This is a genomic window from Alloscardovia theropitheci (assembly GCF_004332295.1).
GTDB lineage: Bacteria > Actinomycetota > Actinomycetes > Actinomycetales > Bifidobacteriaceae > Alloscardovia > Alloscardovia theropitheci.
Genome location: NZ_RXLP01000004.1, coordinates 51,185 through 74,811 on the forward strand (window position 1 = coordinate 51,185; position 23,627 = coordinate 74,811).

22 protein-coding genes and 3 tRNA genes are annotated in these 23,627 nt (G+C 42.6%); 22 read left to right on the top strand and 3 right to left on the bottom strand.

What is annotated here, in order from left to right:
- Positions 1–110: 110 nt before the first annotated feature.
- Positions 111–1,247: a molecular chaperone DnaJ gene (dnaJ, locus tag EJ419_RS01305; protein WP_131283116.1), complete on the top strand. Its 1,137-nt coding sequence runs from the start codon at positions 111–113 to the stop codon at positions 1,245–1,247.
- Positions 1,248–1,378: 131 nt separating this feature from the next.
- On the opposite strand, the gene EJ419_RS01310 is transcribed toward dnaJ, so the two are convergent.
- A complete protein-coding gene (locus EJ419_RS01310) occupies positions 1,379–2,203 on the bottom strand; it encodes a fructosamine kinase family protein (protein WP_131283117.1) in 825 nt (274 codons plus the stop codon).
- A 257-nt stretch (positions 2,204–2,460) separates the two neighbouring features.
- Between EJ419_RS01310 and EJ419_RS01315 the strand changes: the two genes are divergently transcribed.
- The 4 genes from EJ419_RS01315 (at position 2,461) to EJ419_RS01330 (ending at position 7,618) form a co-directional block, all read left to right on the top strand.
- Positions 2,461–4,119 (top strand): malolactic enzyme, encoded by a 1,659-nt coding sequence (locus tag EJ419_RS01315; RefSeq protein WP_276320051.1) that lies wholly within the window; start codon positions 2,461–2,463, stop codon positions 4,117–4,119.
- Positions 4,120–4,277: 158 nt separating this feature from the next.
- A complete protein-coding gene (locus tag EJ419_RS01320; protein ID WP_240680296.1) occupies positions 4,278–5,228 on the top strand; it encodes an AEC family transporter in 951 nt (316 codons plus the stop codon).
- A 247-nt stretch (positions 5,229–5,475) separates the two neighbouring features.
- On the top strand, positions 5,476–6,243 hold the full coding sequence (locus EJ419_RS01325; protein WP_131283119.1) for a hypothetical protein: 768 nt from the start codon (positions 5,476–5,478) through the stop codon (positions 6,241–6,243).
- Between the two features lie 16 nt (positions 6,244–6,259).
- Positions 6,260–7,618 carry a hypothetical protein gene (locus EJ419_RS01330; RefSeq protein ID WP_131283120.1) on the top strand — a complete coding sequence of 453 codons (1,359 nt, stop codon included), beginning with the start codon at positions 6,260–6,262 and terminating at the stop codon, positions 7,616–7,618.
- A 32-nt stretch (positions 7,619–7,650) separates the two neighbouring features.
- Here the strand turns inward: EJ419_RS01330 and EJ419_RS01335 are convergent, their stop codons facing one another.
- On the bottom strand, positions 7,651–8,523 hold the full coding sequence (locus EJ419_RS01335) for a PAC2 family protein (RefSeq protein ID WP_131283121.1): 873 nt from the start codon (positions 8,521–8,523) through the stop codon (positions 7,651–7,653).
- Between the two features lie 192 nt (positions 8,524–8,715).
- On the opposite strand from EJ419_RS01335, the gene EJ419_RS01340 reads away from it, so the two are divergent.
- From EJ419_RS01340 to EJ419_RS01420, 17 genes are all read left to right on the top strand, one after another.
- Positions 8,716–8,788 (top strand) — tRNA-Gly (locus EJ419_RS01340).
- A 24-nt stretch (positions 8,789–8,812) separates the two neighbouring features.
- Positions 8,813–8,883: transfer RNA gene (locus EJ419_RS01345), tRNA-Cys, on the top strand.
- An 11-nt stretch (positions 8,884–8,894) separates the two neighbouring features.
- A tRNA-Val gene (locus tag EJ419_RS01350) sits at positions 8,895–8,967 on the top strand.
- Positions 8,968–9,149: 182 nt separating this feature from the next.
- On the top strand, positions 9,150–11,213 hold the full coding sequence (gene thrS, locus EJ419_RS01355; RefSeq protein ID WP_131283122.1) for a threonine--tRNA ligase: 2,064 nt from the start codon (positions 9,150–9,152) through the stop codon (positions 11,211–11,213).
- Positions 11,214–11,347: 134 nt separating this feature from the next.
- Positions 11,348–11,962, top strand: a complete 615-nt coding sequence (locus EJ419_RS01360; RefSeq protein WP_131283123.1) for an HIT family protein — start codon at positions 11,348–11,350, stop codon at positions 11,960–11,962.
- 26 nt (positions 11,963–11,988) lie between these two features.
- Positions 11,989–12,627: a phosphatidylinositol phosphate synthase gene (gene pgsA / locus EJ419_RS01365; protein ID WP_131283124.1), complete on the top strand. Its 639-nt coding sequence runs from the start codon at positions 11,989–11,991 to the stop codon at positions 12,625–12,627.
- Positions 12,628–12,732: 105 nt separating this feature from the next.
- Entirely contained in the window at positions 12,733–13,488 is a 756-nt protein-coding gene (locus EJ419_RS01370; RefSeq protein WP_131283125.1) for a YebC/PmpR family DNA-binding transcriptional regulator, read from the top strand.
- The gene (gene ruvC / locus EJ419_RS01375) at positions 13,489–14,070 is read left to right on the top strand and encodes a crossover junction endodeoxyribonuclease RuvC (RefSeq protein ID WP_131283126.1); all 582 of its coding nucleotides are present in this window, start codon (positions 13,489–13,491) and stop codon (positions 14,068–14,070) included.
- Positions 14,071–14,152: 82 nt separating this feature from the next.
- Positions 14,153–14,794 (top strand): Holliday junction branch migration protein RuvA, encoded by a 642-nt coding sequence (gene ruvA, locus EJ419_RS01380; protein ID WP_131283127.1) that lies wholly within the window; start codon positions 14,153–14,155, stop codon positions 14,792–14,794.
- Positions 14,794–15,840 (top strand): Holliday junction branch migration DNA helicase RuvB, encoded by a 1,047-nt coding sequence (ruvB, locus tag EJ419_RS01385; RefSeq protein ID WP_131283128.1) that lies wholly within the window; start codon positions 14,794–14,796, stop codon positions 15,838–15,840. The genes ruvA and ruvB overlap by 1 nt, the downstream gene beginning before the upstream one ends.
- A gap of 36 nt (positions 15,841–15,876) precedes the next feature.
- Entirely contained in the window at positions 15,877–16,248 is a 372-nt protein-coding gene (gene yajC, locus EJ419_RS01390; RefSeq protein ID WP_131283129.1) for a preprotein translocase subunit YajC, read from the top strand.
- A gap of 47 nt (positions 16,249–16,295) precedes the next feature.
- The gene (locus EJ419_RS01395) at positions 16,296–16,874 is read left to right on the top strand and encodes an adenine phosphoribosyltransferase (RefSeq protein WP_131283130.1); all 579 of its coding nucleotides are present in this window, start codon (positions 16,296–16,298) and stop codon (positions 16,872–16,874) included.
- 9 nt (positions 16,875–16,883) lie between these two features.
- Positions 16,884–18,095 (top strand): ADP-forming succinate--CoA ligase subunit beta, encoded by a 1,212-nt coding sequence (gene sucC, locus EJ419_RS01400; protein ID WP_131283131.1) that lies wholly within the window; start codon positions 16,884–16,886, stop codon positions 18,093–18,095.
- A gap of 11 nt (positions 18,096–18,106) precedes the next feature.
- Positions 18,107–19,048, top strand: a complete 942-nt coding sequence (sucD, locus tag EJ419_RS01405; protein ID WP_131283132.1) for a succinate--CoA ligase subunit alpha — start codon at positions 18,107–18,109, stop codon at positions 19,046–19,048.
- Between the two features lie 4 nt (positions 19,049–19,052).
- On the top strand, positions 19,053–20,531 hold the full coding sequence (locus EJ419_RS01410; RefSeq protein ID WP_131283133.1) for a cell division protein PerM: 1,479 nt from the start codon (positions 19,053–19,055) through the stop codon (positions 20,529–20,531).
- On the top strand, positions 20,524–22,119 hold the full coding sequence (purH, locus tag EJ419_RS01415; RefSeq protein ID WP_131283134.1) for a bifunctional phosphoribosylaminoimidazolecarboxamide formyltransferase/IMP cyclohydrolase: 1,596 nt from the start codon (positions 20,524–20,526) through the stop codon (positions 22,117–22,119). The genes EJ419_RS01410 and purH overlap by 8 nt, the downstream gene beginning before the upstream one ends.
- Positions 22,120–22,242: 123 nt before the next feature.
- A complete protein-coding gene (locus EJ419_RS01420) occupies positions 22,243–22,515 on the top strand; it encodes a DUF3017 domain-containing protein (protein WP_131283135.1) in 273 nt (90 codons plus the stop codon).
- Between the two features lie 86 nt (positions 22,516–22,601).
- On the opposite strand, the gene EJ419_RS01425 is transcribed toward EJ419_RS01420, so the two are convergent.
- Positions 22,602–23,606: an MIP/aquaporin family protein gene (locus EJ419_RS01425; protein ID WP_131283136.1), complete on the bottom strand. Its 1,005-nt coding sequence runs from the start codon at positions 23,604–23,606 to the stop codon at positions 22,602–22,604.
- Positions 23,607–23,627 lie beyond the last annotated feature (21 nt).

Here is a 23,627-nt window from a genome sequence, read left to right on the forward strand (position 1 = left end):
CAATCTTAACGTAGAAACCTCATCCTACGTTCATTACCAGCGATAATACCCTCGTAGTGCTTAAATTAGGTGTTAGAAATCCTATTTTGATCAAGACAAGGTAGAAATAGATGGCAGATTATTACGAGACTCTTGGCGTTTCTCGTAACGCAACAGATGATGAAATAAAAAAAGCATATCGTAAGCTTAGCCGTAAGTATCATCCAGATATTGCAGGTCCGGAATTTGAGGATAAATTCAAAGAAGTAAATACTGCTTACGATGTCTTGAGTGACCCCGAAAAACGTTCAATGTTTGATCAAGGCGTTGATCCTATGTCGCCTAATGCAGGTGCAGGGGCTGGTTTTGGTTCAGCAGATTTTGGCGATATCTTTAGCACATTCTTTGGTGGTGGTTTCGGATCCGGTTCAGGACCAATTCCACGTACCCAACCAGGACGCGATTCGCTTGCTAGCCTTAATGTGGAGCTTAAAACAGCTGTTTTCGGTAATCGTGAAAAGCTTAATGTCACTATGTATGCTGTCTGCGATACGTGTCATGGAAATGGTAGTGCTGATGGAAGTGCTCCAGTAACATGTCCTCAATGTAATGGAAGCGGATCAGTACAGCGAGTTGTCCGTACGATGCTCGGTCAGATGATGTCTAGTCAGCCATGCGAACGTTGCGAAGGACACGGTACTATCATTGAAAATCCGTGCGCATCATGTCTTGGGCAAGGGCGTGTCCGTAAGCAGCGCACTATCACCGTTTCAGTTCCAGCAGGTGTGGAAGATGGCACCCGTTTGCGTTTGCAAGGTCAGGGGGAAGTCGGAGAAGGTGGCGGTTCTGCGGGAGACTTGTACGTTGATATCTCTGTTCGTCCAGACGAAACTTTCACACGCGATGGAAGTAACTTGCATTGTTGGATTCGTGTGCCAATGACGTGGGCTGTGCTTGGTCATGAGACTCATATCTCCACATTCGATGGAGACCGTACATTATCTATTCCAGCTGGATCACAACCTGAAGATACCATTACGCTCGATAATTTAGGTGTAACAAAGCTTAATCGCGAGGAACGTGGAAACCTTATCGTCCACCTTGAGGTGAGTATCCCGAAGAAGTTGAGTAATCAAGAAAAGAAGTTAATTTCTGACTTTGAAGGGCTCAATAAAGAATCACAGCTCAAAGATAAGCCACAACAATCTTCAAAGAGCATTAAGCAAAATCGTGGCTTCTTTGAAAAACTACGTCACGCTTTTTCGTAAACTGCATGAAATGTAGATACTGACAGATATAGAAGGTTGCTGTTTAAGAAAGCTGGTGGAATCCCTAGAGCATAAGGATTCCACCAGCTTTCTTTAACGAGACTATATTTATAGAACTTTATAGAAAAGAGTTATAGAGAGGTAAGCAACTGTTTGCACATTGACCTATATTGACTTATATACCCTCCGCCGAAAAATACACAATGTCCTGCAATTGGGTAGAGCTGCCAAAGCGTACGTCGTTCTTCGAATCCTTTCTTAAGTGGATGAACTGTTTGGTATCCACGAAGTATGTCACTCATAAAACTCATACCAAACAGAGACAACATAGACAAGTCTTCTTCGCGGTGTCCACCATGAGCAGCAGGATCGATGAGTACTGCCTCAACACTATCCAGAGGAGTTCCATCACTTGCAGTACTAGTCCACATGACATTGCCGCTCCACAAATCTCCATGGACACGTGCAGGCTTATCCTGTCCAGCCGATCCAAGCAAATCAGGAAGGGCATTAGACACACGTTCAGTTAATTCTAAGTCAGCAGAAGTTAAAAGTCCTCGCGAAATTCCAAGCTTAACCATAGGAATTAGCCGTCCTTGTGCAAAATAATCGACTACATTATTCCATTGTCCGGTATCCATAACGACCGGATCTTGCAAAGGACCAAAATAGCACTTACCAGTGTAATGATCAGGAGCTTGCCCAAAATAGTCTGCCCCAAAATCATGCATATGAGCTAAGTCTCGACCAAATTGATACGCAGCATCTGGGGTGGCGCTAACAGCTGAAATTCTTTCGATATCGAGAAAATCTGATCCACATGATTCAACGTCTACAACGCGTGGACCTCCGTGAACTTGCGCTTCCTTAAGCCACATAAGTCCCTTAGCTTCACATTCGAAAAAACCTTCAGGAGCGAAGACTCGTGTCTTACGATGTATAGCTTTGCTACTCATAACAGTATTTCTCCTTTGCGTTCCTATTTCTTTATATTCTATAGCACAAAGGCGGTTTTAGTGTTTGTTATCACACTTGATGGTTATGTTAATGATTGCAGCGACTACTAGAAACCGTCAATCGCATAGGGGGGGGGAGGTAGAATGAAAATACTAAATAAACGAAAGCGTGTCATCTATCCGTAACAAAAAATGCGATACGTGGAAACATTTAGAAGCGTACTGTAAAGCACGCAATTAAATATTAGAAAATAAATATATCGAAAAATCAAAGAAACGAGGAGCAGGACATGAATGCACGCGAAATACTCAACGATCCCTTCTTGAATAAAGGTACTGCATTTACCCAAGATGAACGTGAACAGCTCGGTCTCGTAGGTATGCTTCCTCCTCAGGTGCAAACGATTGATGAGCAGTCTGCTCAGGCTTATGCGCAAATGAAGACAAAGACCAGCGATCTTGAAAAGCGCTTATTCTTGATGGAAATTTTCAACACGAATCGCACATTGTTCTATCACATGTTCTCTCAGCATGTTGAAGAGTTCAACCCAATTGTTTATGATCCAACAATTGCTGAAACTATTGAAAACTATAGCAAGCTTTTCATCGATCCTCAGTATGCAGGCTATCTTGATGTCAATCACCCAGAAAATATTGAAGCAACGCTAAAGAATGCAGCAGGAGATCGCGATATTCGCCTTATTGTTGTTACCGATGCAGAAGGTATTCTCGGAATTGGCGATTGGGGCACAAATGGTGTTGACATCTCAGTCGGAAAACTTATGGTTTATACTGCGGCCGCAGGAATTGATCCAGCAACTGTTCTGCCACTTGTCATTGATGCCGGTACAAACCGTCAAGAATTGCTTGATGATCCTCAGTATCTAGGCAATCATCATGAACGTATTCGTGGTGAGAAATATTACGATTTCATTGATAAGTTCGTACAAACAGCCGAAAATCTTTTCCCTAAGCTTTATCTACACTGGGAAGACTTTGGTCGTGGAAATGCTGCAAATATTCTTGAAAAGTATCGCACTCAGATTCCTACATTTAACGATGATATTCAGGGGACTGGTATCGTAACTCTCGGTGGAATTTTCGGTGCTTTGGATATTACTGGCGAAAAGCTTACTGATCAAGTGTACCTGTGCTATGGCGGTGGTACCGCAGGTGCGGGTATTGCCTCTCGTGTTCTTCGTGAAATGATGAGCGAGGGTTTGTCTGAGGAAGAGGCATACAAGCGTTTCTTCATGGTTGATAAGCAAGGTCTGCTCTTTGACGATATGGATGATTTGACCCCACAACAGCGTCCATTTGCTAAGAAGCGTTCCGACTATGACAATGCAGACAAACTCACAGATCTTCTTGAGGTTGTTAAGACAGTAAAGCCAACCATTCTTGTTGGCACCTCGACACAGCCAAATTCCTTTACAAAGGAAATCGTTGAGGAAATGCTTAAGATTACCGAACGTCCAATTATTTTCCCAATTAGCAATCCTACTAAGCTTGCAGAAGCCAGTGCAGAAGATCTCATCGCATGGTCTGACGGTAAGGCATTCGTTGCAACAGGTATCCCTGCAGGAACTGTTTCATATAACGGTGTCGATTACATTATCGGTCAGGCAAATAATGCTTTGATATACCCAGGACTAGGTCTCGGTATGCTTGCCTCTGAGGCATCATTGCTTACTGATGAAATGATCGGCGCTGCAGCTCATTCCTTGAGTGGCATTGTAAATCCTGGCGAGCCAGGAGCACCGGTCTTGCCGCCTTTCAAGTATGTCGCTGATGTATCCATCAAAGTTGCTGAAGCTGTTGCTAAGAAGGCTCAAGAACAGGGATTGGCTCGAGCTGAAGAAAAGGATATGGCGAAGGCTGTACGCGACTTCAAGTGGTATCCAGAATATAAGTAAATCGTTGATGTAACACTTAGCACCATTAATGCGTCACGTAGAAAAAACTTTCGTTTTAATCTCTATACGTGGCGCTTTATGGTGTAATCACAACTCTTTAAAGCGTTTATCGCTTTTACCTACTTAATTTATACCAGTAGATTTTCGAAAGAGGCATCATGAATATCGATGTGCTATTAACCTCTATTCAAAGCATTATTCCTATTATTGTTATTATTGTGCTCGGATATTTCCTCCAAGCTCGTGGTTGGTTTGGTGAGGAATTTGCTCCAAATCTTTCACGTCTTATTATGAATGTAGCTTTGCCTGCATCAATCTTCGTATCCGTATTGAAATATTTAACCCTTGATAAGTTAGTTAGCTTATCAAGCGGCTTGGTATACGTGTTTGCTGCCTTTGTGGGTACATATATTCTTGCTTTCCTTGCTGTATGGATTTTCAAAGTTCAACCAGGACGCCGAGGAACAATGATTAATACGTTCGCTAATGCGAATACTATCTTTATTGGCCTGCCACTTAATATTGCATTATTTGGCGATAACGCTCTTCCATTCTTCCTCGTGTATTACATCATGAATACGATATCTACGTGGACACTCGGTGTTTATCTGATGACTTCTGATAGTAAATCTGGTAAGAAGCAACAGACAAAGTTTAATTGGAAGAAACTTTTACCGGCTCCTCTGGTAGGCTTCCTTATTGCTCTAGTATTCCTTCTCGCACGTATACCAGTCCCTGACTTCGCAACTAATACACTGACCTATATAGGTAACTTGGTAACACCATTGTCATTAATTTACATTGGGATTACTTTACAAAAAGCAGGTTTAAAGACTATTCGTTTCGATCGCGATACTATTATTACTCTTGTTGGTCGATTCATCTTGGCACCAGCATTAATGTTTAGTTTGCTTTACTTTACAGCTCATGGTATGCCTACCACTGAATTTAACACCTTTGTCATTCAGTCAGCTGCACCAGCTCTTGCTGTTCTGCCAATCTTGGCAAACCAGGGTGATGGTGATGTAGAGCTCTCCACAAATATTGTCACGATTAGCACGATTTTGTTCGTTATTGTAGTACCAATTGTTATGACTTTATTGGGCTAAACATTACAGGACCAGCGTATTATACAGTGGTATAGGTTTTACTATTATTTCGAACTTATACCCATATGTGTCTTTTCAGTTATGGTCACCGCGTTAATCATTATCTCAATATGAAGGAGAGTTCTCTTTGCGATGCTATTTTTTTATCATGCATATAATCTAAATAAAAGCGTGTTTTAAAATATTTAAAACTATACTGTGTTATATAGCTATGGCAGCTATATAACACAGTATAAAGAGGGTTACAATGAAGAATTTGCGAAACCAAATTGTGAAGGTAAGCGCATTTCTCTCAGCAGTGGTGCTGTGCGCCTGCGCTGTTACGTTTAGTCAAGTTGCGTATGCACAAAAGATATCTGATGACGAATACGTAACCATAGTTAATGATTTACGCAGATCATTCGGATATATGTATTCGTTTGATGATTTAGATTCACAAATTAGGCAGGTTACTAAGGAAACAGGGAGACCGAAATTATCTGTGGCCCAAGAAGCACTTACATTGTCTCGAAAATATGAAACTGGCAATGTTGGCTCAGACACCGATAGAGAACAGAATAGTAGTAAGCATAATGATCTCGATATCGCGCATAATCCAGGGGATGTATTTGTCTCAGAAGGGAATAATACATTTGGTTGGAATCATGGACATGCCGGGATTTTTGTCAGAAGAGAAACCATAATCGAAGCTGTTGACCGTGATCACAATGCTCATGAAGTGAGTCGGAAGAAATCAGTTGCATGCGGTCGAGCTCATCTACAGTCTGTTAGAACTTCGCAAGCAAATAGAGATAAAGCCGTCAGAAGAGCACGCAGTTACATTGGTCGTGGGTACAACACCGACGTAATTCATACAAATCGAAATGATTGGGGAGAACTCAATTGTAGCCAACTAGTCTGGGCAGCCTACATGTATGGAGCAGCTATAGATTTAGCACCAAAGGATAACTTTGTGTTCCCATATAGCATACGTGATTCATATCTGACAACTACATATAGAACTATCAACGTTTGATGTCGCTGGGGTGGATATGAAGACGACACGTTCATTTAATGTTATTGTATCCGTTTTTATCGCCTTCTCTATGCTCACTGGGTGTTCTAAGGCAGTAGAGAGGACACTTTTGGGAGGTAGAGAAGACGGATATAGTGTGGCGTATAACGTGGACGGAGCTGCTCTTAATGGTAAGAAAGTTGACTTATCACAAGTAGTAGCAATAATACCACTCTATGAGATTGCAAATAGTTCAGCATATGCCAAAGACCGATCGCAACTCGTGTTCGTTTTCAAAGATGGTTCTTATAAAATTCAAGACAATCATTATATGTTCTTAAAGCAAATCGCTTGGACCGATAAAGGAGTGTTCTATTCCGATAGGAAAAATGATTATTTTATCGATGCGACGACGAATATAATACACGTCACAAAGCATGAAAAGACAGATTTCGAGTACACTACCTATGCATTAGATGATACTCATTCCATGACCATGTACAACAAAGGCTTAGGAGTGAAAAATGATGGTATTCTCAGCGTAGCATCATCACATGGAGATTTTCAAGAAATTACCTATGATACAGGAGATCACTCAGGTTTGGGAGATAATGTTGCTCTATGTGAGAATGGTAATTCATATGAAGTAAGTAACAATAGTTGGACAACCCATCGCGATACTACTGTTATGTACCAATTATCGGAAAAGCATATGCCTGTGTATAAGAAGGTACAAGAAATCACGAGAGTTTCCGCGCGAGATTTTGAAAACTCATCTGACATACTAGCGATAACGCATAATGATCCCGCAATCGAAATCCATGGAGAGGGGAGCCACACGACTGTTTGCAAGGATAACTGGATATATAGCACTATTCAAATTGGTCATGATCTTACTAGCTACTTAAATATGCCGAAAGGATTTCCACTCGGAATTCTTAAATGGAACGCCGTAACCGGAGAACATATCATAATAGTATTACGGGATGAAGAAGGGAATCTTCTGCGTACGCCTTATGGTGATCAGTGGAATTGTATACAACAATCACGAGGGTCTCTATATCGCAACTCGTTTATCATCATGAGTTGCGATAGTGGAACTATCGCGGATGTAGATTTAAGCACTGGAAAGACACGAGAAATTATTACGGGTCTTGTGCCTAAGGAAAAAATGCCAGCTGGCCGCTTTTATCTTGAATGTACGGATAAATATGTTTACCGATCATGGATTCCAATTAATGATAATTTAGGAAAACAGTCTAGTATCACCAAATATTCCAGATATACAAAGGCTGTAATGGAAAAGATAAATATAGACGACAAATTCACGCAGTACGAGCAAACAGACACGGTGCAACCAGGGTACGTAGCTTTCAACCCGAAACTACTTAAGTAAGAATGTGTCGAAAGATGCCATAAAAGATATCATTATTTGTCAGCAAATCCGCGTAAGAATTTTTCCGTTTCTGTAATCAACTCAGAAGCTGCATCAGGGGAAAACGCATTGATTTTTTCCTGATTGTCATAGTACTTTTCCATCGTTGATATATAGTCAGTGATCTCAGAATTAATTGAAGCAACCATATCTGCTTTCGTTTGCCATTTCAAAGAAAGAACTGGTAATGACCCTACTTCTAATGGTTCACCAATATAACGTGATAATTCATCAAGAACACGCAAAATAGCCATCGGATTATCTTGAGAATCAATATATTGCGCATATGAGGGAAGAGAAATCCATAAAGCTCGTGTAGGGAATCCGTATTCTACCGCAGAATAATTAATCATGCTTGTAATTCCAATTGGACCCTCATAAGAATGATCAGTTGCTGTATTGTCGGACACGTCATTGAAATATACAGGTAGTGGTCGCGTATGCGTACAATCAGCAAACATTGATCCGATGGTTATGATTTCGTCAACCTCACGTTCTTCCGCAATAGCCATAGTTTGTTGAGTAAATTCAGTCCAACGGAAATTTGGCTCAGGACCTATTTGAATAAGTAATGTAAGAGAATCACTCACTTCAATTTCCGTAAAAGTATTCTCTGGCCACATGATTTTTCGTTTACCGTCAACATTGAGTATGACCGGGCGCGTAACTGTATAATCGTAGAAACTTCCGCAGCAAATATGATTGACCTCTCGAGATTTTTCTGAATAAACATTAATCAGGTGCTTCAACGTCTGAGTTGACACCTGAGATGCGTCATTCCATCCTTCAAATGCGCACAGCATTACAGTACGATGTGGGGTAGCGGGAATACCCTCATTAGTAAAAATCTCTTCAAATTCACTCATGTTTTAAGAATAAAAGATAATATATGATTTCAGAGTTGTTTCTCGCCACCGGCATATTTTTATGCTCACGATGAATACCTACTAAGAATCTTAATGCCATCGACCAACACGCCGTGACTTGACCCTTAGCATACTGACCGTTATAGTTATATCTCGTGCTCAGCAAGAAGGTTGACTTCAAGCAGAAGCATTGCGGACATAGCTTAGTTGGTAAAGCGCGACCTTGCCAAGGTCGAGACCGCGGGTTCGAGTCCCGTTGTCCGCTCGGTCAGTCGAGTTGACCTCTTACGGTGAGTTAGCCAAGCGGTTAGGCAGCGGCCTGCAAAGCCGTATAGACGAGTTCGACTCTCGTACTCACCTCTCTTATATTTGGGCGGTTGGCGCAGGGGCTAGCGCACTTCCCTGACACGGAAGGGGTCACAGGTTCAAATCCTGTATCGCCCACAATACGTGTTTAATTTCAGTTTAAATTTTTAGAATACTCGTAGTCAACACTCTATTAATCTCGATCAGCACTTCGTGACAACGTATATTTATATAAGTCCTCTCATACTCATAGTCTGTTATTGAACAAACAAGCGGTCTGCACCTGTAACGCGGACCCACGATTGAAAAGGATAAAGACTGTGTCAACAGCTTCTCTTCATATCACCGTTAATGGTGAACCTCAAGAAATTGAATCTCATGTAACTGGTACTGAACTATTCTCCGATAATAAAGACATTATCGCAGTTCGCATCAATGGTAATCCTCGCGATTTGTATGCTCCTTTGTCTGAGGGCGATAATGTCGAGCCGATTTCGATTGACAGCGAAGATGGTTTGGCGATTATGCGTCATTCCGCAACTCACGTTATGGCTCAAGCGGTTCAGCAAATTCGTCCAGATGCAAAGCTGGGCATTGGACCTGTTATTAAAGACGGCTTCTACTACGATTTTGATGTAGATGAACCATTTACTCCTGATGAGCTCAAAGAGATTGAAAAGCGCATGCAGCGCATCATTAAGGAGAGCCAACGTTTCGTTCGTCGCGTAGTAACCGAAGAGGAAGCACGAGCTGAAGAAGCTGACCAGCCATACAAGTTAGAACTTATCGGTGCTGCTGAAGATCAAATTAGCGCTGAGGAAGCTGTAGAAGTTTCTCAAGGAGAACTAAGCTTCTATGACAACGTAGACCGCGATGGTAATGTAGTATGGAAAGATCTATGCCACGGTCCACATCTGCCAAATACTCGTTTTATTAAGGCATTTAAGATTCAGCGTGCAGCAGCTGCGTACTGGCGCGGAAACGAGCATAATCCTATGCTTCAGCGAATTTACGGTACCGCTTGGGCTTCCAAGGATGATTTGAAGTTGTATCTTAATCGTCTTGAAGAAGCTGCTAAGCGTGATCATCGCAAGCTCGGCGCTGAAATGGATCTGTTCTCATTCCCAGATGAGATTGGCTCTGGCTTAGCAGTATTCCACCCAAAGGGTGCTGCGATTATCAACGCTATGAAGGAATATTCTACTGAACTTCACAAGCGTCACGATTATTCATTCGTACAAACGCCTCATATTACTAAGGGTGGCTTGTATGAAACTTCCGGTCATTTGCAATGGTATAAGGATGGTATGTATCCACCAATGCATTTGGATGAGGAACGTGACGAGCAGGGCAACATTACTAAGGAAGGCTTTGATTACTACCTCAAGCCGATGAATTGCCCAATGCACAATTTGATCTTCAAGTCACGTCAGCGTTCTTATCGCGAACTTCCATTACGACTGTTTGAGTTTGGAACGGTTTATCGCTACGAAAAGTCTGGTGTTGTACATGGTCTAACTCGTGTACGCGGTTTGACTCAGGATGATTCTCATATCTACTGCACACGAGAACAGATGCGCGATGAGCTTAAGAGCTTGTTGAACTTCGTATTGAATTTGCTTCGTGATTTCGGTCTTAACGACTTCTACCTCGAGCTTTCAACCAAGGACGAGCATAAGTATGTCGGTTCTGACGAGATTTGGGAAGAGGCTACGAATACTTTAGCTTCTGTAGCAAAAGAATCAGGTCTTGAGCTTGTAGATGACCCAGCAGGTGCAGCTTTCTACGGTCCAAAGATTTCCGTTCAAGCACGCGATGCTCTAGGACGTACCTGGCAGGTATCGACCATTCAGCTCGACTTCAACTTGCCTGAGCGTTTTGACCTTGAATACATTGCCGCAGATGGCACACGCCAGCGCCCAGTAATGATTCACCGTGCGTTGTTCGGTTCTATTGAACGTTTCTTTGCAATTCTTCTTGAGCATTACTCAGGGGCATTCCCAGCATGGCTTGCACCTGTTCAGGTACTTGGTGTCCCAGTTGCTGAAAATTGCTTAGATCATCTTTATTCTGTTATCGAAAAACTCGATAAGAATATGGTTCGTACAGAAGTTGACGCATCAAATGATCGCTTCGGCAAGAAGATTCGCAATGCTTCAAAGTCGAAGGTACCTTTCATTCTTATCGTGGGTGAGGAGGATATGAACAATAATGCAGTATCCTTCCGATTCCGTGATGGAAGCCAGCTCAATGGAGTTAATGTTGAGACAGCTGTCGAATGGATTAATCAGGCTCTTCAATCTCATGGTCTTATTAATTCAGTAGAGGATTTTGCTCAATTCACTGATGCTGAAGTACCACAAGCATCTGTCGAAGACAAGTAAATTTATCCGTACAGTGCGAATTTTAAATATATAGTAAATATATATAGTAAAGACCTTGATTGTATGTATGCAGTCAAGGTCTTTTACTATGCGTAGAGTTCTGTATGTATAGGGTTGAAGGAAGGCGTGTATTTATGTCAAGTAATGATTCTGATGGTATTCGCATTGATGATCCGCATAATTTTCCTCCTCAAGAGGATCACTATGAACGTTTATGGACACCTCAACGAATGAGCTACGTGTTACGCGATAAATCAGAAGAAGATAGGGGCAATAACAATCAGAATGATTCAGCCAATACTAAATCATGTCCATTTTGTGATGCTCTTACGAAAACCGATGAAGACGGTCTTATCGTTTGGCGCGGAAAGAATGTTTTTATCATAATGAATCTTTATCCATACAACAGTGGTCATGTTATGGTGTGTCCTAAGGAACACGTTGCGATGCTTACCGACCTGCATGATGATGTAGTAATTCTTGAATTTGAGAAGGCAACTCAGTTAGCTATGACTGTTATGCGTAATGTCTCTCGTCCCGACGGCTTTAATCTTGGCGTAAATCAGGGTGAAGCTGGGGGAGCAGGTGTTGCTACACATTTGCATCAGCACATCGTACCTCGTTGGAATGGCGATTCGAATTTTATGCCAATTGTTGCCCAAACACGAACCATGCCGATTTTACTGGAAAATCAACGTGTTGCGTATGCTCAAGAGGCAGCACGTATTGCTAACGAATTTGGTCTATAGCTTTTATAGAGCTTCTAGGGATTCTTATGCTTGAAAATTTGCGCGCACCATTTAAAAAAATAATTAATCCGATAGCACGATTCCTCGTGAGGATGCATCTTACTGCCGATTTGATTACTATTATCGGCGCTTTCGGAACAAGCATTTCCATAATACTAACTGCGATATCTGGTCATCTTTTTATTGGCGTCCTGATTAGCACGTTATTTGTTCTTTTTGATTCGCTTGATGGTTCAGTTGCAGCTATTACTACAGGAGGAACGACATTCGGCGCATTTCTTGATTCTACATTGGATCGAATTGCTGATTGGGCAATCATGTGTGCCGTTGCCTTGTATTTCGTATTACATTGCAATCTTACTGATATATGGAGCATCATTGGAATTGTAGCGACGATGGTTGCTATGATGACTTCATTTGTCACTCCGTATGCACGAGCTCGTGCCGAGTCAGTCGGCTATGAGGCGAAGAATGGAATCGCTACAAGGTCTGACCGTATACTCATCACATTTGTAGGTATGGGCATAACTGGATTAGGACTTCCTTATCTTGTTTTGAGCATTTTCATGGTAGTGCTAGCAGTACTTGGAATAATTACTATATGTCAACGTATACATACCGTGTACTGCCAAGCGCAAGAGAGCAAAGCCTTTCTTGAAAAGTGAAGTTGTGAACCAGATTTCATAGCATTTCGCATTTAGAATATCATGTGTCTGAAGGGGCACATAAAATATCAAACGGTTTAATTTGTCACAGTAACGAGGAGAGTCATGTCAGGACATTCCAAGTGGGCTACCACGAAGCATAAGAAAGCAGCTATTGATGCCAAGCGCGGTAAGCTCTTCGCAAAGCTCGTAAAGAACATCGAAATTGCAGCACGTAATGGCGGTGGAGACCCAGATGGTAATCCAGCACTTTACGATGCAATTACTAAGGCAAAGAAGAATTCTCTTCCAGCTGATAACATCACACGTGCTGTAAAGCGTGGTTCAGGTGAAGAAGCTGGTGGCGCAAACTATGAAGAGATTACTTATGAAGGTTATGCTCCAGGTGGAATTGGCCTTATTATTAATTGCTTAACTGATAATCGTAATCGTGCTGCAGCAGACGTTCGCTCTACCTTGTCCAAGAATGGCGGTTCCTTAGCTGAAAATGGTTCTGTTTCCTTTAACTTCGAGCGCAAAGGACAAATTGTAGTACCAGCAGAGGGTGTAGATTTCGATGCACTCTTTGAAGTTGCTGCTGAAGCTGGTGCTGAGGATGTTGTAGATGATGAAGATGTATTTACAATCACCACACAGCCAAGCGATGTCGTAGCTGTTCGTAAAGCAATCCAGGATGCAGGTTTTGATTACGATTCCGCAGAATCGACTCTTCTTCCATTGAATGAAGTAGAGCTTGATTATGATTCTGCAGTCAAGGTAAATCGTCTTATCGATGCATTAGATGAACTTGATGATGTTCAGGATATCTTTGCAAACTGGACAGCTTCCGATGAAGTCATGGCACAGTTAGACGAAGAATAAATGATTATTCTAGGAGTTGACCCCGGGCTTACACGCTGCGGAGTCGGCGTTATAGAAGCCGGCCGTTCGCGCCGGCTTTCTTTTATGCACGTCGATGTCATTCGTACACAGCCAAATACACCACAGGACGCTCGTCTTCTTACCATTTTTAATGGACTGTGTGCAAAACTTGACGAATTTGCGCCCGATATTGTCTCTATTGAGCGCGTTTTTGCTCAGGAAAATCGCAATACAGTTTTAGGTACTGCACAGGCAGCGGGGCTTGCCATGGTTGCTGCTGCTCAGCGTGGAATTCCAGTTGCACTGCATACGCCTACTGAGGCGAAACTCGCTGTTACTGGCAACGGTCAGGCTAGCAAAATTCAAGTCCAAACCATGGTTACGAAAATCCTTGGTCTTAATACCATTGTTAATCCACCGGATGCCGCTGATGCTTTAGGTATCGCAATTTGTCATGCCCTTCGTCCAGCCGGAGCTATCGAGGGTGGTGAGCGTGAGCAACATTTAACCACTGCTCAAAAGCAATGGGCTGATGCGCAACGCAAGGCAAGACCTGGTCGAGGTGTCCGTAGAGATATGTAAAGTTATATTCGAACAGATGTTCGAATAATGAATAACTGTTCGAATATCGTATGAGTAGTTTATCGATAATTGAAGGGGCAAAATGATAGCGAGCTTACGTGGCGAAGTGATTGCCATAGACGCTGCTCAAGCCATTATTGAAGTGAGCGGCGTAGGTTATAGCGTTCGCATGTCCAGCAAAGATTTAAATCAGTTGCACCAGGGCAGAGAGGTCTTCGTGCTTACCACGATGACTATGTCACAGGATGCAGTAGCTCTCTATGGTTTTCTGCATAAAACTACTCAAGATTTATTTTCCCAATTACAGAAAGTAAGTGGTATTGGCCCAAAAGTTGCTATGGCAATCTTATCTACTCTTTCTGGAGACGAATTAGCACACGCAATTCGCGAAAATAATGTAACCGCTTTAACGCGTGCTCCAGGTCTTGGTAAAAAAGGTGCTCAGAAAATAATTGTCGAATTAAGCGGCTCGGTGAACTTAGCCTCAATCATCTCTGATAAAGACGGTACTAATTCTGTTAATTCAACCTCCGCATCTCTTGATGTAGATGCGAATGTATATCAAGTGATACAAGGTCTTGTATCATTAGGATGGCAGCAGCATGATGCACAGCGTGCGGTTGATCAATCTATCGCAGATTTACATATAGATATTCCTATGAGTTCCGACTTGGTCCCGACTGTGTTGCGTCATGCACTTTCGAGGTTAGATAGGGGACGCTAATGCCACAATTATTCAATGATGCGAATGAAGAATCACTTCGCATGGTCTCTGCCGAGCCTCAAAGTAATGAGCAAGTCAGCGATGAAGAATTGCGTCCTGATACGTTAGAGACGTTCATCGGGCAACCTCATTTGAAAGCGCAAATGAAGCTCTTCCTCGACGCTGCACAGCTGAGAGGCGTTCCACCAGATCACATTCTTCTCGCGGGGCCTCCGGGACTTGGTAAAACAACGCTATCTATGATTGTTGCACATGAATTAGGCGTACCGATTCGTGTAACATCTGGTCCAGCTATTCAGCACGCAGGCGATTTGGCGTCCATTGTTTCTTCTCTTGACGAAGGTGAAGTTCTTTTTATTGATGAGATACATCGTTTGCCACGTGCGGCCGAAGAATTACTATATATAGCGATGGAAGATTTCCGAGTCGATGTTATGGTTGGGAAGGGCCCAGGGGCTTCATCAATTCCTCTCACTTTGCCTCGGTTCACGGTTATAGGTGCGACTACGAGGGAAGGGATGCTCCCTTCTCCTTTGCGCGCTCGTTTTGGTTTTACCGCGCATCTTGACTATTATCCACATAGCGAATTAGAACGATTAATTCTTCGTTCAGCAGACGTATTAGGAATTACCGTGGACAAAGACGCAGCGTATGAGCTATCGGTACGTTCACGAGGAACACCACGTGTTGCTAATAGATTGCTACGACGAGTTCGAGATTGGGCGATTGTACATAGTCTATCTCGTGTAAGTTCTGAGGCCGTGTTAGATGCACTTGAACTATATCAAATTGATTCCGAGGGACTAGATCGTCTTGATATTGCAGTGCTTACTGCTATGTGTAAGCAGTTTGCCGGTGGACCTGTAGGATTGAACAATCTTTCTGCGATGGTAGGAGAAGAAGCCGAAACAGTGGAAACCGTTTGCGAACCTTATCTTGTTCGTGAAGGCTTTATGGCTCGTACACCTCGTGGTCGTATAGCAACATCAAAAGCATGGAATCATTTGGGTCTTACACCACCTGATGATGTCACATCGCTGTTCTAAACTCAATAGAGTCTTATATATTTCAAGGAGCCACCCATGCCAAATATCATCATGCTTGTCCTCTTAGTTGTCCTTATTGGTTTTACCTTCTGGTCTACTCGTAATCAGCGTAAGCAACAAGAAAAAATTAATGATTTTAGAAATAATCTTGCACCGGGCACTGAGGTTGCAACACATTCTGGCCTACTAGGCACGATTGAGTCTGTTGATTTAGATCACGATTTTGTTATTCTCAATTCGGAAGGAAGCCTGTCAAAGTGGCGTATTCAAGCAATCACTGAGCCTCCAGTGATTCCAGCATATGTCAGTGATGACGAAGTTGATGAGAATGGAAATCCACTAGACCAAAAAGATCTTGACACTGCTGATGAAAATTCAGCTGGTGATAATGCTGCAGAGAATAAATAATAACGTTTTAAGCTTGTACGTCTGAAAAAGAATAGAGTTTATTCCATATGACTTCCGATATCATGCTCTCTGATAGTACCTTACTTCCACATGATGATGCCCAGTATTTATGCTCGCTTATCCGCAGTATTCCTGGCTTCCCTCAAGAGAATATTTTATTCCGCGATTTTATGCCAGTTTTTGCTGATCCTCGTGGACTTGATTTACTAATACAAGGACTAGTTAACGCTTTACCTGTCAAACCAAGTGAATTTGACTATATTGCAGGCCTTGAGGCTCGCGGATTTCTTATAGGTATAGCGCTTGCACAGAAACTTAATAAGGGCTTCATCGCGGTTCGCAAAGCTGGTAAGCTTCCACCTCCTGTTGTCTCGCAAAGTTATGACTTGGAATACGGCTCAGCGACGATGGAGATTGAAAAGGACTTAGTCCCATCACACTCGCGTATTTTAATCGTCGATGACCTTATCGCAACAGGTGGAACTGCATGGGCTGCGATGAAACTCTTTGAGAGCATAGATTGCACTGTTTCAGGTTTTAGTTTTGTTATGAAACTTGACGGGCTTGATGGATTAGCAAAACTCGAAAATCATCCTACATCAACCATGATGGTTATGCCGGCTTAGGAGCTTTACATGGACTTATATGAGTATCAAGCACGCGAACTTCTTCAGGAGAAAGATGTACCAATTCCTGAGGGGATATTTGCCTCAACTGTAGAGGAAGCTGTTCAAGCAGCTAATACAATTGGCTATCCATGCGTTCTTAAAGCTCAAGTACGTATAGGTCATAGGGGACAAGCAGGCGGAGTAAAGATCGTTCATGACGAGGACGAAGCTCGCTTTATGTCTGAACATATTCTAGGCATGACAATTCATGGTCATAAGGTTCGTGGTCTTCTCGTTGTTGAAGCGGCATCTATTCTTCATGAATACTATGTTTCAATATCTGTAGATAGATCTTCGCGCGATTATGACGTTCTGGCTACTGCAGCAGGTGGTACCGAGGTTGAGGAGATAGCGAAAGAACACCCAGAATTTGTTAAGCGTCTTCATATCAATCCTCTTGATGATTTTGATATTAATGCTGCTGAGAAAATGGCCCAAGAAATTGGTTTCCATCATGCTGATACTTCACAAGCGGCGCACATTTTACTTGAAATGTGGAAGGTATTTATTGAGAATGATGCAACACTCGTCGAAATCAATCCTCTAGCTAAGGTCGGAATTCCAGATGACGAGGCATCTAAACATTTAATGGCACTCGATGCGAAAATTTCTCTTGATTCCAATGCCGCATTCAGACATGATGGATGGTCACGTTTTGCAACGTCGTATGGACACGACGAACTTGAAGCACAAGCTGCGCAATTAGGTTTGCACTATGTTCATTTAGATGGAAATGTCGGTGTCATTGGTAATGGCGCAGGACTAGTTATGAGCTCGATTGATGCTGTTGCTGATGCTGGTCAGGATTTTGATCCAAAAATTAAACCAGCAAACTTCTTAGATATTGGTGGTGGAGCTTCTGCACAATTAATGGCTCAAAGCCTCGATATCGTTATGTCTGATCCGCAGGTCAAGTCCGTATTCATCAATGTGTACGGCGGAATTACATCTTGCAAGCAAGTTGCACAAGGCATTATTGAAGCTGTCGATAAGCTTATACAGAACGGTACAACACTATGCGACATCGTTGTTCGTTTCGATGGAAATGAAGCAACAGAAGGTCTAACGATACTCGATAATGCTCATCATGACAATATTCATGTAGCACAAACAATGGATTCAGCCGCAGAAGAAGCAGTGAATATTGCTGCACGTATTTTAAACTGTGAGAGCAAGTAGAGGAAAATTGTATGAGTTTTATCAACCCGAATGCTCCAGTAATTGTACAAGGTATGACAGGCCATCAAGGAATGACTCATACCGCACGCATGCTTAAAGCAGGTACAAATATCGTAGGTGGGGTAAATCCACGAAAAGGCGGACAGACACTCACTTTTGATGACATTCCAGACGCAGATGGATTAGGTACAAAGTCTCGAGAAGTTCCTATCTACGCAACGTGTTCTCAAGCCAAAGAAGCAACAAATGCTCAGGCAAGTGTTATTTTTGTTCCTCCACGCTTTGCAAAGTCTGCAATGGTCGAAGCAATTGAGGCACGAATTCCGCTGATTGTAGTAATAACAGAAGGAATTCCAGTCGCTGACACTGCATATTGCGTAGCCTTAGCTCAAAAGCAAGGTATCCGAATTGTCGGACCTAACTGTCCAGGATTATGCACATACACCTCACATGATGAGCAAAATAGTGGAATACGCGGTGTTAACCTTGGTATTATTCCTGACGATATTGTAGGTTATGGTTCTCTTGGTCTTGTTTCTAAATCCGGCACATTAACCTACCAGTTGATGTCAGAATTATCAGATTATGGCTTCGCAGCAGCTATCGGCGTAGGCGGAGACCCAATCGTAGGTACTACACAGCAAGAAGCACTTGAAATACTCAATGATGACCCACGTGTTAAAGCCTGTGTCATTATTGGTGAAATCGGTGGTAGCGCGGAACAGGAACTTGCTTTGTGGGCAAAGGATCATATGACGAAGCCTGTTGTCGCTTATATCGCTGGTTATAGCGCTCCCGAAGGAAAACAAATGGGACATGCTGGAGCTATTGTCTCAGGTGGTAGCGGTACTGCACAGGGTAAAAAGGAAGCACTTGAGAAATGCGGCATAAAAGTTGGTCGAAATCCTAGTGAAACGGCTCAACTCATGCGCGAAATTATGGAGACATTATAGATATATGGCACGAGGACGTTCGATTTCATCAGCTTCAATTACCCCCGGAGAGGAAAACGCTTCCAAGTCTTCTTCTGCGAGTCAGCGGATTGTGCTCATAAATCGTGGTCGTGATTTCTTACGTGGGATACTCACAGCCATTTTCGCTATGGGACTTTATGCCCTGTCGTTGCTCCTGTTCGTTTCCTTGTTCATACTTGTAGCCTCGATGGAGACCGGAGTAGATTTAAGTACTGTGAATTACAGTTTTACTGCTGTTCTCATAGTGCTTTCTCAGGGGATTTCGATACAGACAGATGCACTAGCCATTTCCATTATTCCACTTGGATTGACTGTTTATAGTGTAATTATTCTTAGATTACTCATGATACGTAGACGAACTCAGCTCTTGGGATATGTGGCTACAGCAGTCGTATGGGTATCCCTTGTAGCCGGTATTTCGTACGTTATTCGTGACTTTATCACGTCGTCAATAGTAGAGATAATTGTTCATCCTCTTATAGTCTTTGCAGTTGCTTTCGTATTATCGTGTACCCGAGACTCCATTGTGTATCAAGCAATTCGTAAGAAAATAACTACGTATTGGTCAGCAAGCATTCAAAAAAATATTTCTCTTGGATTGCGTACTTCACGTAGGCTTATTCTTACTTATTGCGGTATTGCCTTAATAACTGCTGTGGTCTGGATTGTCCGTGGTTTTGCATCGATGCAAGCCGTATTCGCCATGACTCATATGGGCATTGGTGCTCAAATAATGAGTTCGATTTTAACCCTGGCATGGCTTCCAAATCTTCTAATCTGGGCATTAGCTTGGACACTCGGAGCCACGCTTAATATTGGAACACTTGGAACCTTCAACTTATGGATTGGACAATCGAACAATCTTCCTCCGATACCGGTATTTGGCCTTTTCCCTGAACCAATTACGTCCTCAATAGCTAGAACAGTAACTCTTGTTGTCCCTATCATCATAGTTGCTTGTATCGGTCTGTATTGTCTCGTGCGGAAGAATGAATATGGACTGCTTAAACCTGAACATTCAGTACAAGGTGTTTTAGCATATATCTATCCAATCGGTTCATTTATTATCAGTGTAATCGTCACTATAATCGTTTCTGCTTTCGCCATAACTCTTTCATCAGGTTCCCTTGGCTCCAAAAATCTCTCTCACCTTGGTTTAACAGTCTCTTCTAGCCTCAATAATTTCGGCAGACCTGTCCAATGGGGATTGCTCGCTGCATGGCTAATAATAATAGTTGTAGGATTGGCTCAATTTTCTATTTCGTATTTGCGATCATATTTCATTCATCGGGTCGAATTAAACAATGAATTAGATGATGAATTAGACACTAATCCTGAAAATGACCTAGAAGAAACTGATATTTCCACAACGCATCACGACAGAACAACCGTTTCTGTTGACAGCGAAGAAACAGTTTTATCCGATCAATCCACCACAAAACCGGAGGAAAACCATGAGTGAAACCACCTCACGTCCAATCAAGCGTGCGCTTGTATCCGTCTTCCACAAGGAAGGCCTCGAAGTTCTTGCTGCCGCCTTTAAACAAGCTGGAACGACTGTCGTTTCTACTGGATCCACTGCAAAATTCCTTGAGAATCTTGGTGTAAACGTCACTACAGCCGAGCAAGTAACTGGATTTCCTGAGTGTCTAGAAGGTCGTGTAAAAACGCTTGATCCACATATTCATGCGGGGATTTTAGCCGATATGACTAATCCTGATCATGTTGCACAACTCGACAAGCTTGGGATTGCACCTTTCGATGCTGTAGTCGTTAATCTCTATCCATTCGCAGATACCGTAAGAGCTGGAGCCTCCGAACCTGACATTATCGAAAAAATCGACATCGGTGGCCCGTCAATGGTCCGAGGTGCCGCTAAAAATGCCGCAACAGTTGCAGTTATCACAGATCCTCAGGATTATTCGGTGCTTGCAGAGCGTATCGTCAACGGCGAAGGTTTCACTCTTCCTGAACGACGTTATTTAGCAGCAAAAGCATTTGCTCATACAGCATCGTATGATGCAACAATTATTGAGTGGGCTTCACATCATTGGACGAAGCCTGAGAGCCTAAATAGTGACGATGCCTCTGCTACGTATACTCGCACTTGGGACAAAGCTGCCGTGTTGCGTTACGGAGAGAATTCTCATCAAAATGCAACCTTGTTCGTAGACCCATTGTCCTCTGGCGATTTTGCACATGTTGAGCAACTCGGCGGCAAGCCTATGAGCTACAACAACTATGTCGATGCAGACTCTGCGTGGCGTAGTGTATGGGATTTCAAGAATGAGATAGCGGTAGCCGTTGTAAAGCATTCTAATCCATGTGGTTTAGCTATTGGGGATACTGTTGCACAAGCACATAAGAAAGCTCATGCATGTGATCCTATGAGTGCATACGGTGGAGTTATTGCTGCGAATGCTACAGTAACACTCGAAATGGCACAGTCGGTTAAACCTATTTTTACCGAGGTTATCGTCGCGCCAGACTACGATGACGATGCACTTGAACTATTACAGACAAAGAAAAACCTTCGAATTCTTAAAGTTCCTGTACCACCAGCATCACATGAACAGTTCCGCCAAATTGATGGAGGGATTCTTGTGCAGGACATGGATGTTTTCCAATCTGAAGGAGATAATCCAGATAACTGGACGCTCGTAGCCGGGAAGCCTGCTGATGAAGAGACTTTCAAGGATCTTCAATTCGCATGGAAAGCGGTTCGAAGCGTAAAATCAAACGCTATTCTTATCGCTCATGATGGCGCAACTGTCGGTATTGGCATGGGGCAAGTCAATCGAGTTGATTCATCACATCTTGCTGTAGAACGTGCAAATACCTTAGCCAATGGTGAAAATCGCACACAAAATGCTGTTGCTGCTTCCGACGCATTCTTCCCATTTGCTGATGGTATGAAGATTCTCACAGATGCAGGAGTAAAGGCTACCGTTCACCCAGGCGGATCAATCCGAGATAACGAAGTATTTGAAGCTGCAAAAGAAGCTGGCATAACAATGTATGTCACAGGCACTCGTCACTTCTTCCACTAAACAAGAATAATCATTATCCGATGCGCCCTACAATTTGATTAATCATAATCCACTCACTAGGAGAGCGCATCGGATGATGTATCAAGTACTATCACAGTTATTTTGGAATCAGATCGGACAGTAATGCCAAAATCACAGCCACATCATATACAACCTATTTGGCCAAGTTTGACAACTGTAGTTATACTCATAGTTTGTTCAGTTCTAGCTTGGTTCGGTTTTGTTGACATTGCGACGTATCTTATTGCAGCTTATGCGTTGGTCATGGGAATAGCTCGAGTAATTTTACGAGATAAATCCCCATGGAAAGTACGTTCTGTTATATTTGATTCAATTATTAGCTTCGGGTTAGCAATAGGCTTAGTAGTAACGTATATCAGTATTATTCTCATCTGAAATACGTTACAACACATAAAAAAGTTGGGCCTCACCAGTAGCTTTTAACTGGTGAGGCCCAACTCTTAGCTCTAGTTCAAATCTATCTATTCTTTTGATTGACTATCTTTATCTGTACTAGATTCATTGATGGTATCAGTTTCAATAATTACTTCAGGTAATTCTTGTTCATCAATATCGTCATTTTCATCTACCGATTCGGAATCGATATCATCATCCTCTTCAAGAGCAGCAGCTTCTTGCTCTAAACGCAATGCAGCTACTGCAGCCTCTGTCTCAGCACGCTGAGCTTGAACTGAGTCGCGAATAATGAAACCAAATGCCACAAGAGCAGCAGCTACAAAAGGCGCGACCCAAAATACCCAAAGCTGAGTGAGTGGGTCAACTTTCATAGAACCAAAATGCCCGATGATGGCAATACCAGTTGAACGAGCAGGGTTCATACCGGCTCCATCAAGAAGGAAGCTTGCCATTGCACCGATACCATAGGCACCTGCAATAGCGATACTATGATTCTTGTGAGCAGAGCCATTAGAACGTACGGTTGCAAAGAATGCAGCAACCACAATTATGGTGAATATAATCTCAACAGCTACTGCTGCACGAATTCCAAATGTCAAACCAGTATTTTGACCAAGAAGAGCAGAAGCTGGATTATTTGAATCGAATCCATTTACTCCTAATGTGAGCCATGTGCTCATCTGGATTTGTTGTGATGTAGGTGTGAGAAGGTACCAAACGCCTGCACCAGCAAGAGCACCCAAAATTTGAACAACAATGTACAAGATGCCATCAAGCCAGTTAGTGACGCCAGTAAGAATGCCTGCAAAGGAAATGGCTGGGTTGAAGTGGCCGCCCGAAGCTCTTCCAAAAGTAAGAGAAGCCACACCATAAGCAAGAGCAGTTCCTACACCTACAACTAGAAGGATTGAATTTGAATTGATAATCGTTCCCCAAGTACTCAAAGCATAAATCGCAAAAGTGATGAAAGCTGTACCAGCAAATTCTGCTGCAACTCGCACCAGTCGATTTGGGCTCAACATATGAGAAGCCTTAGGAGACTGAGATGTATACACTAAGTTATCTGTCATAATACCTCGCTTTTAGTGAAC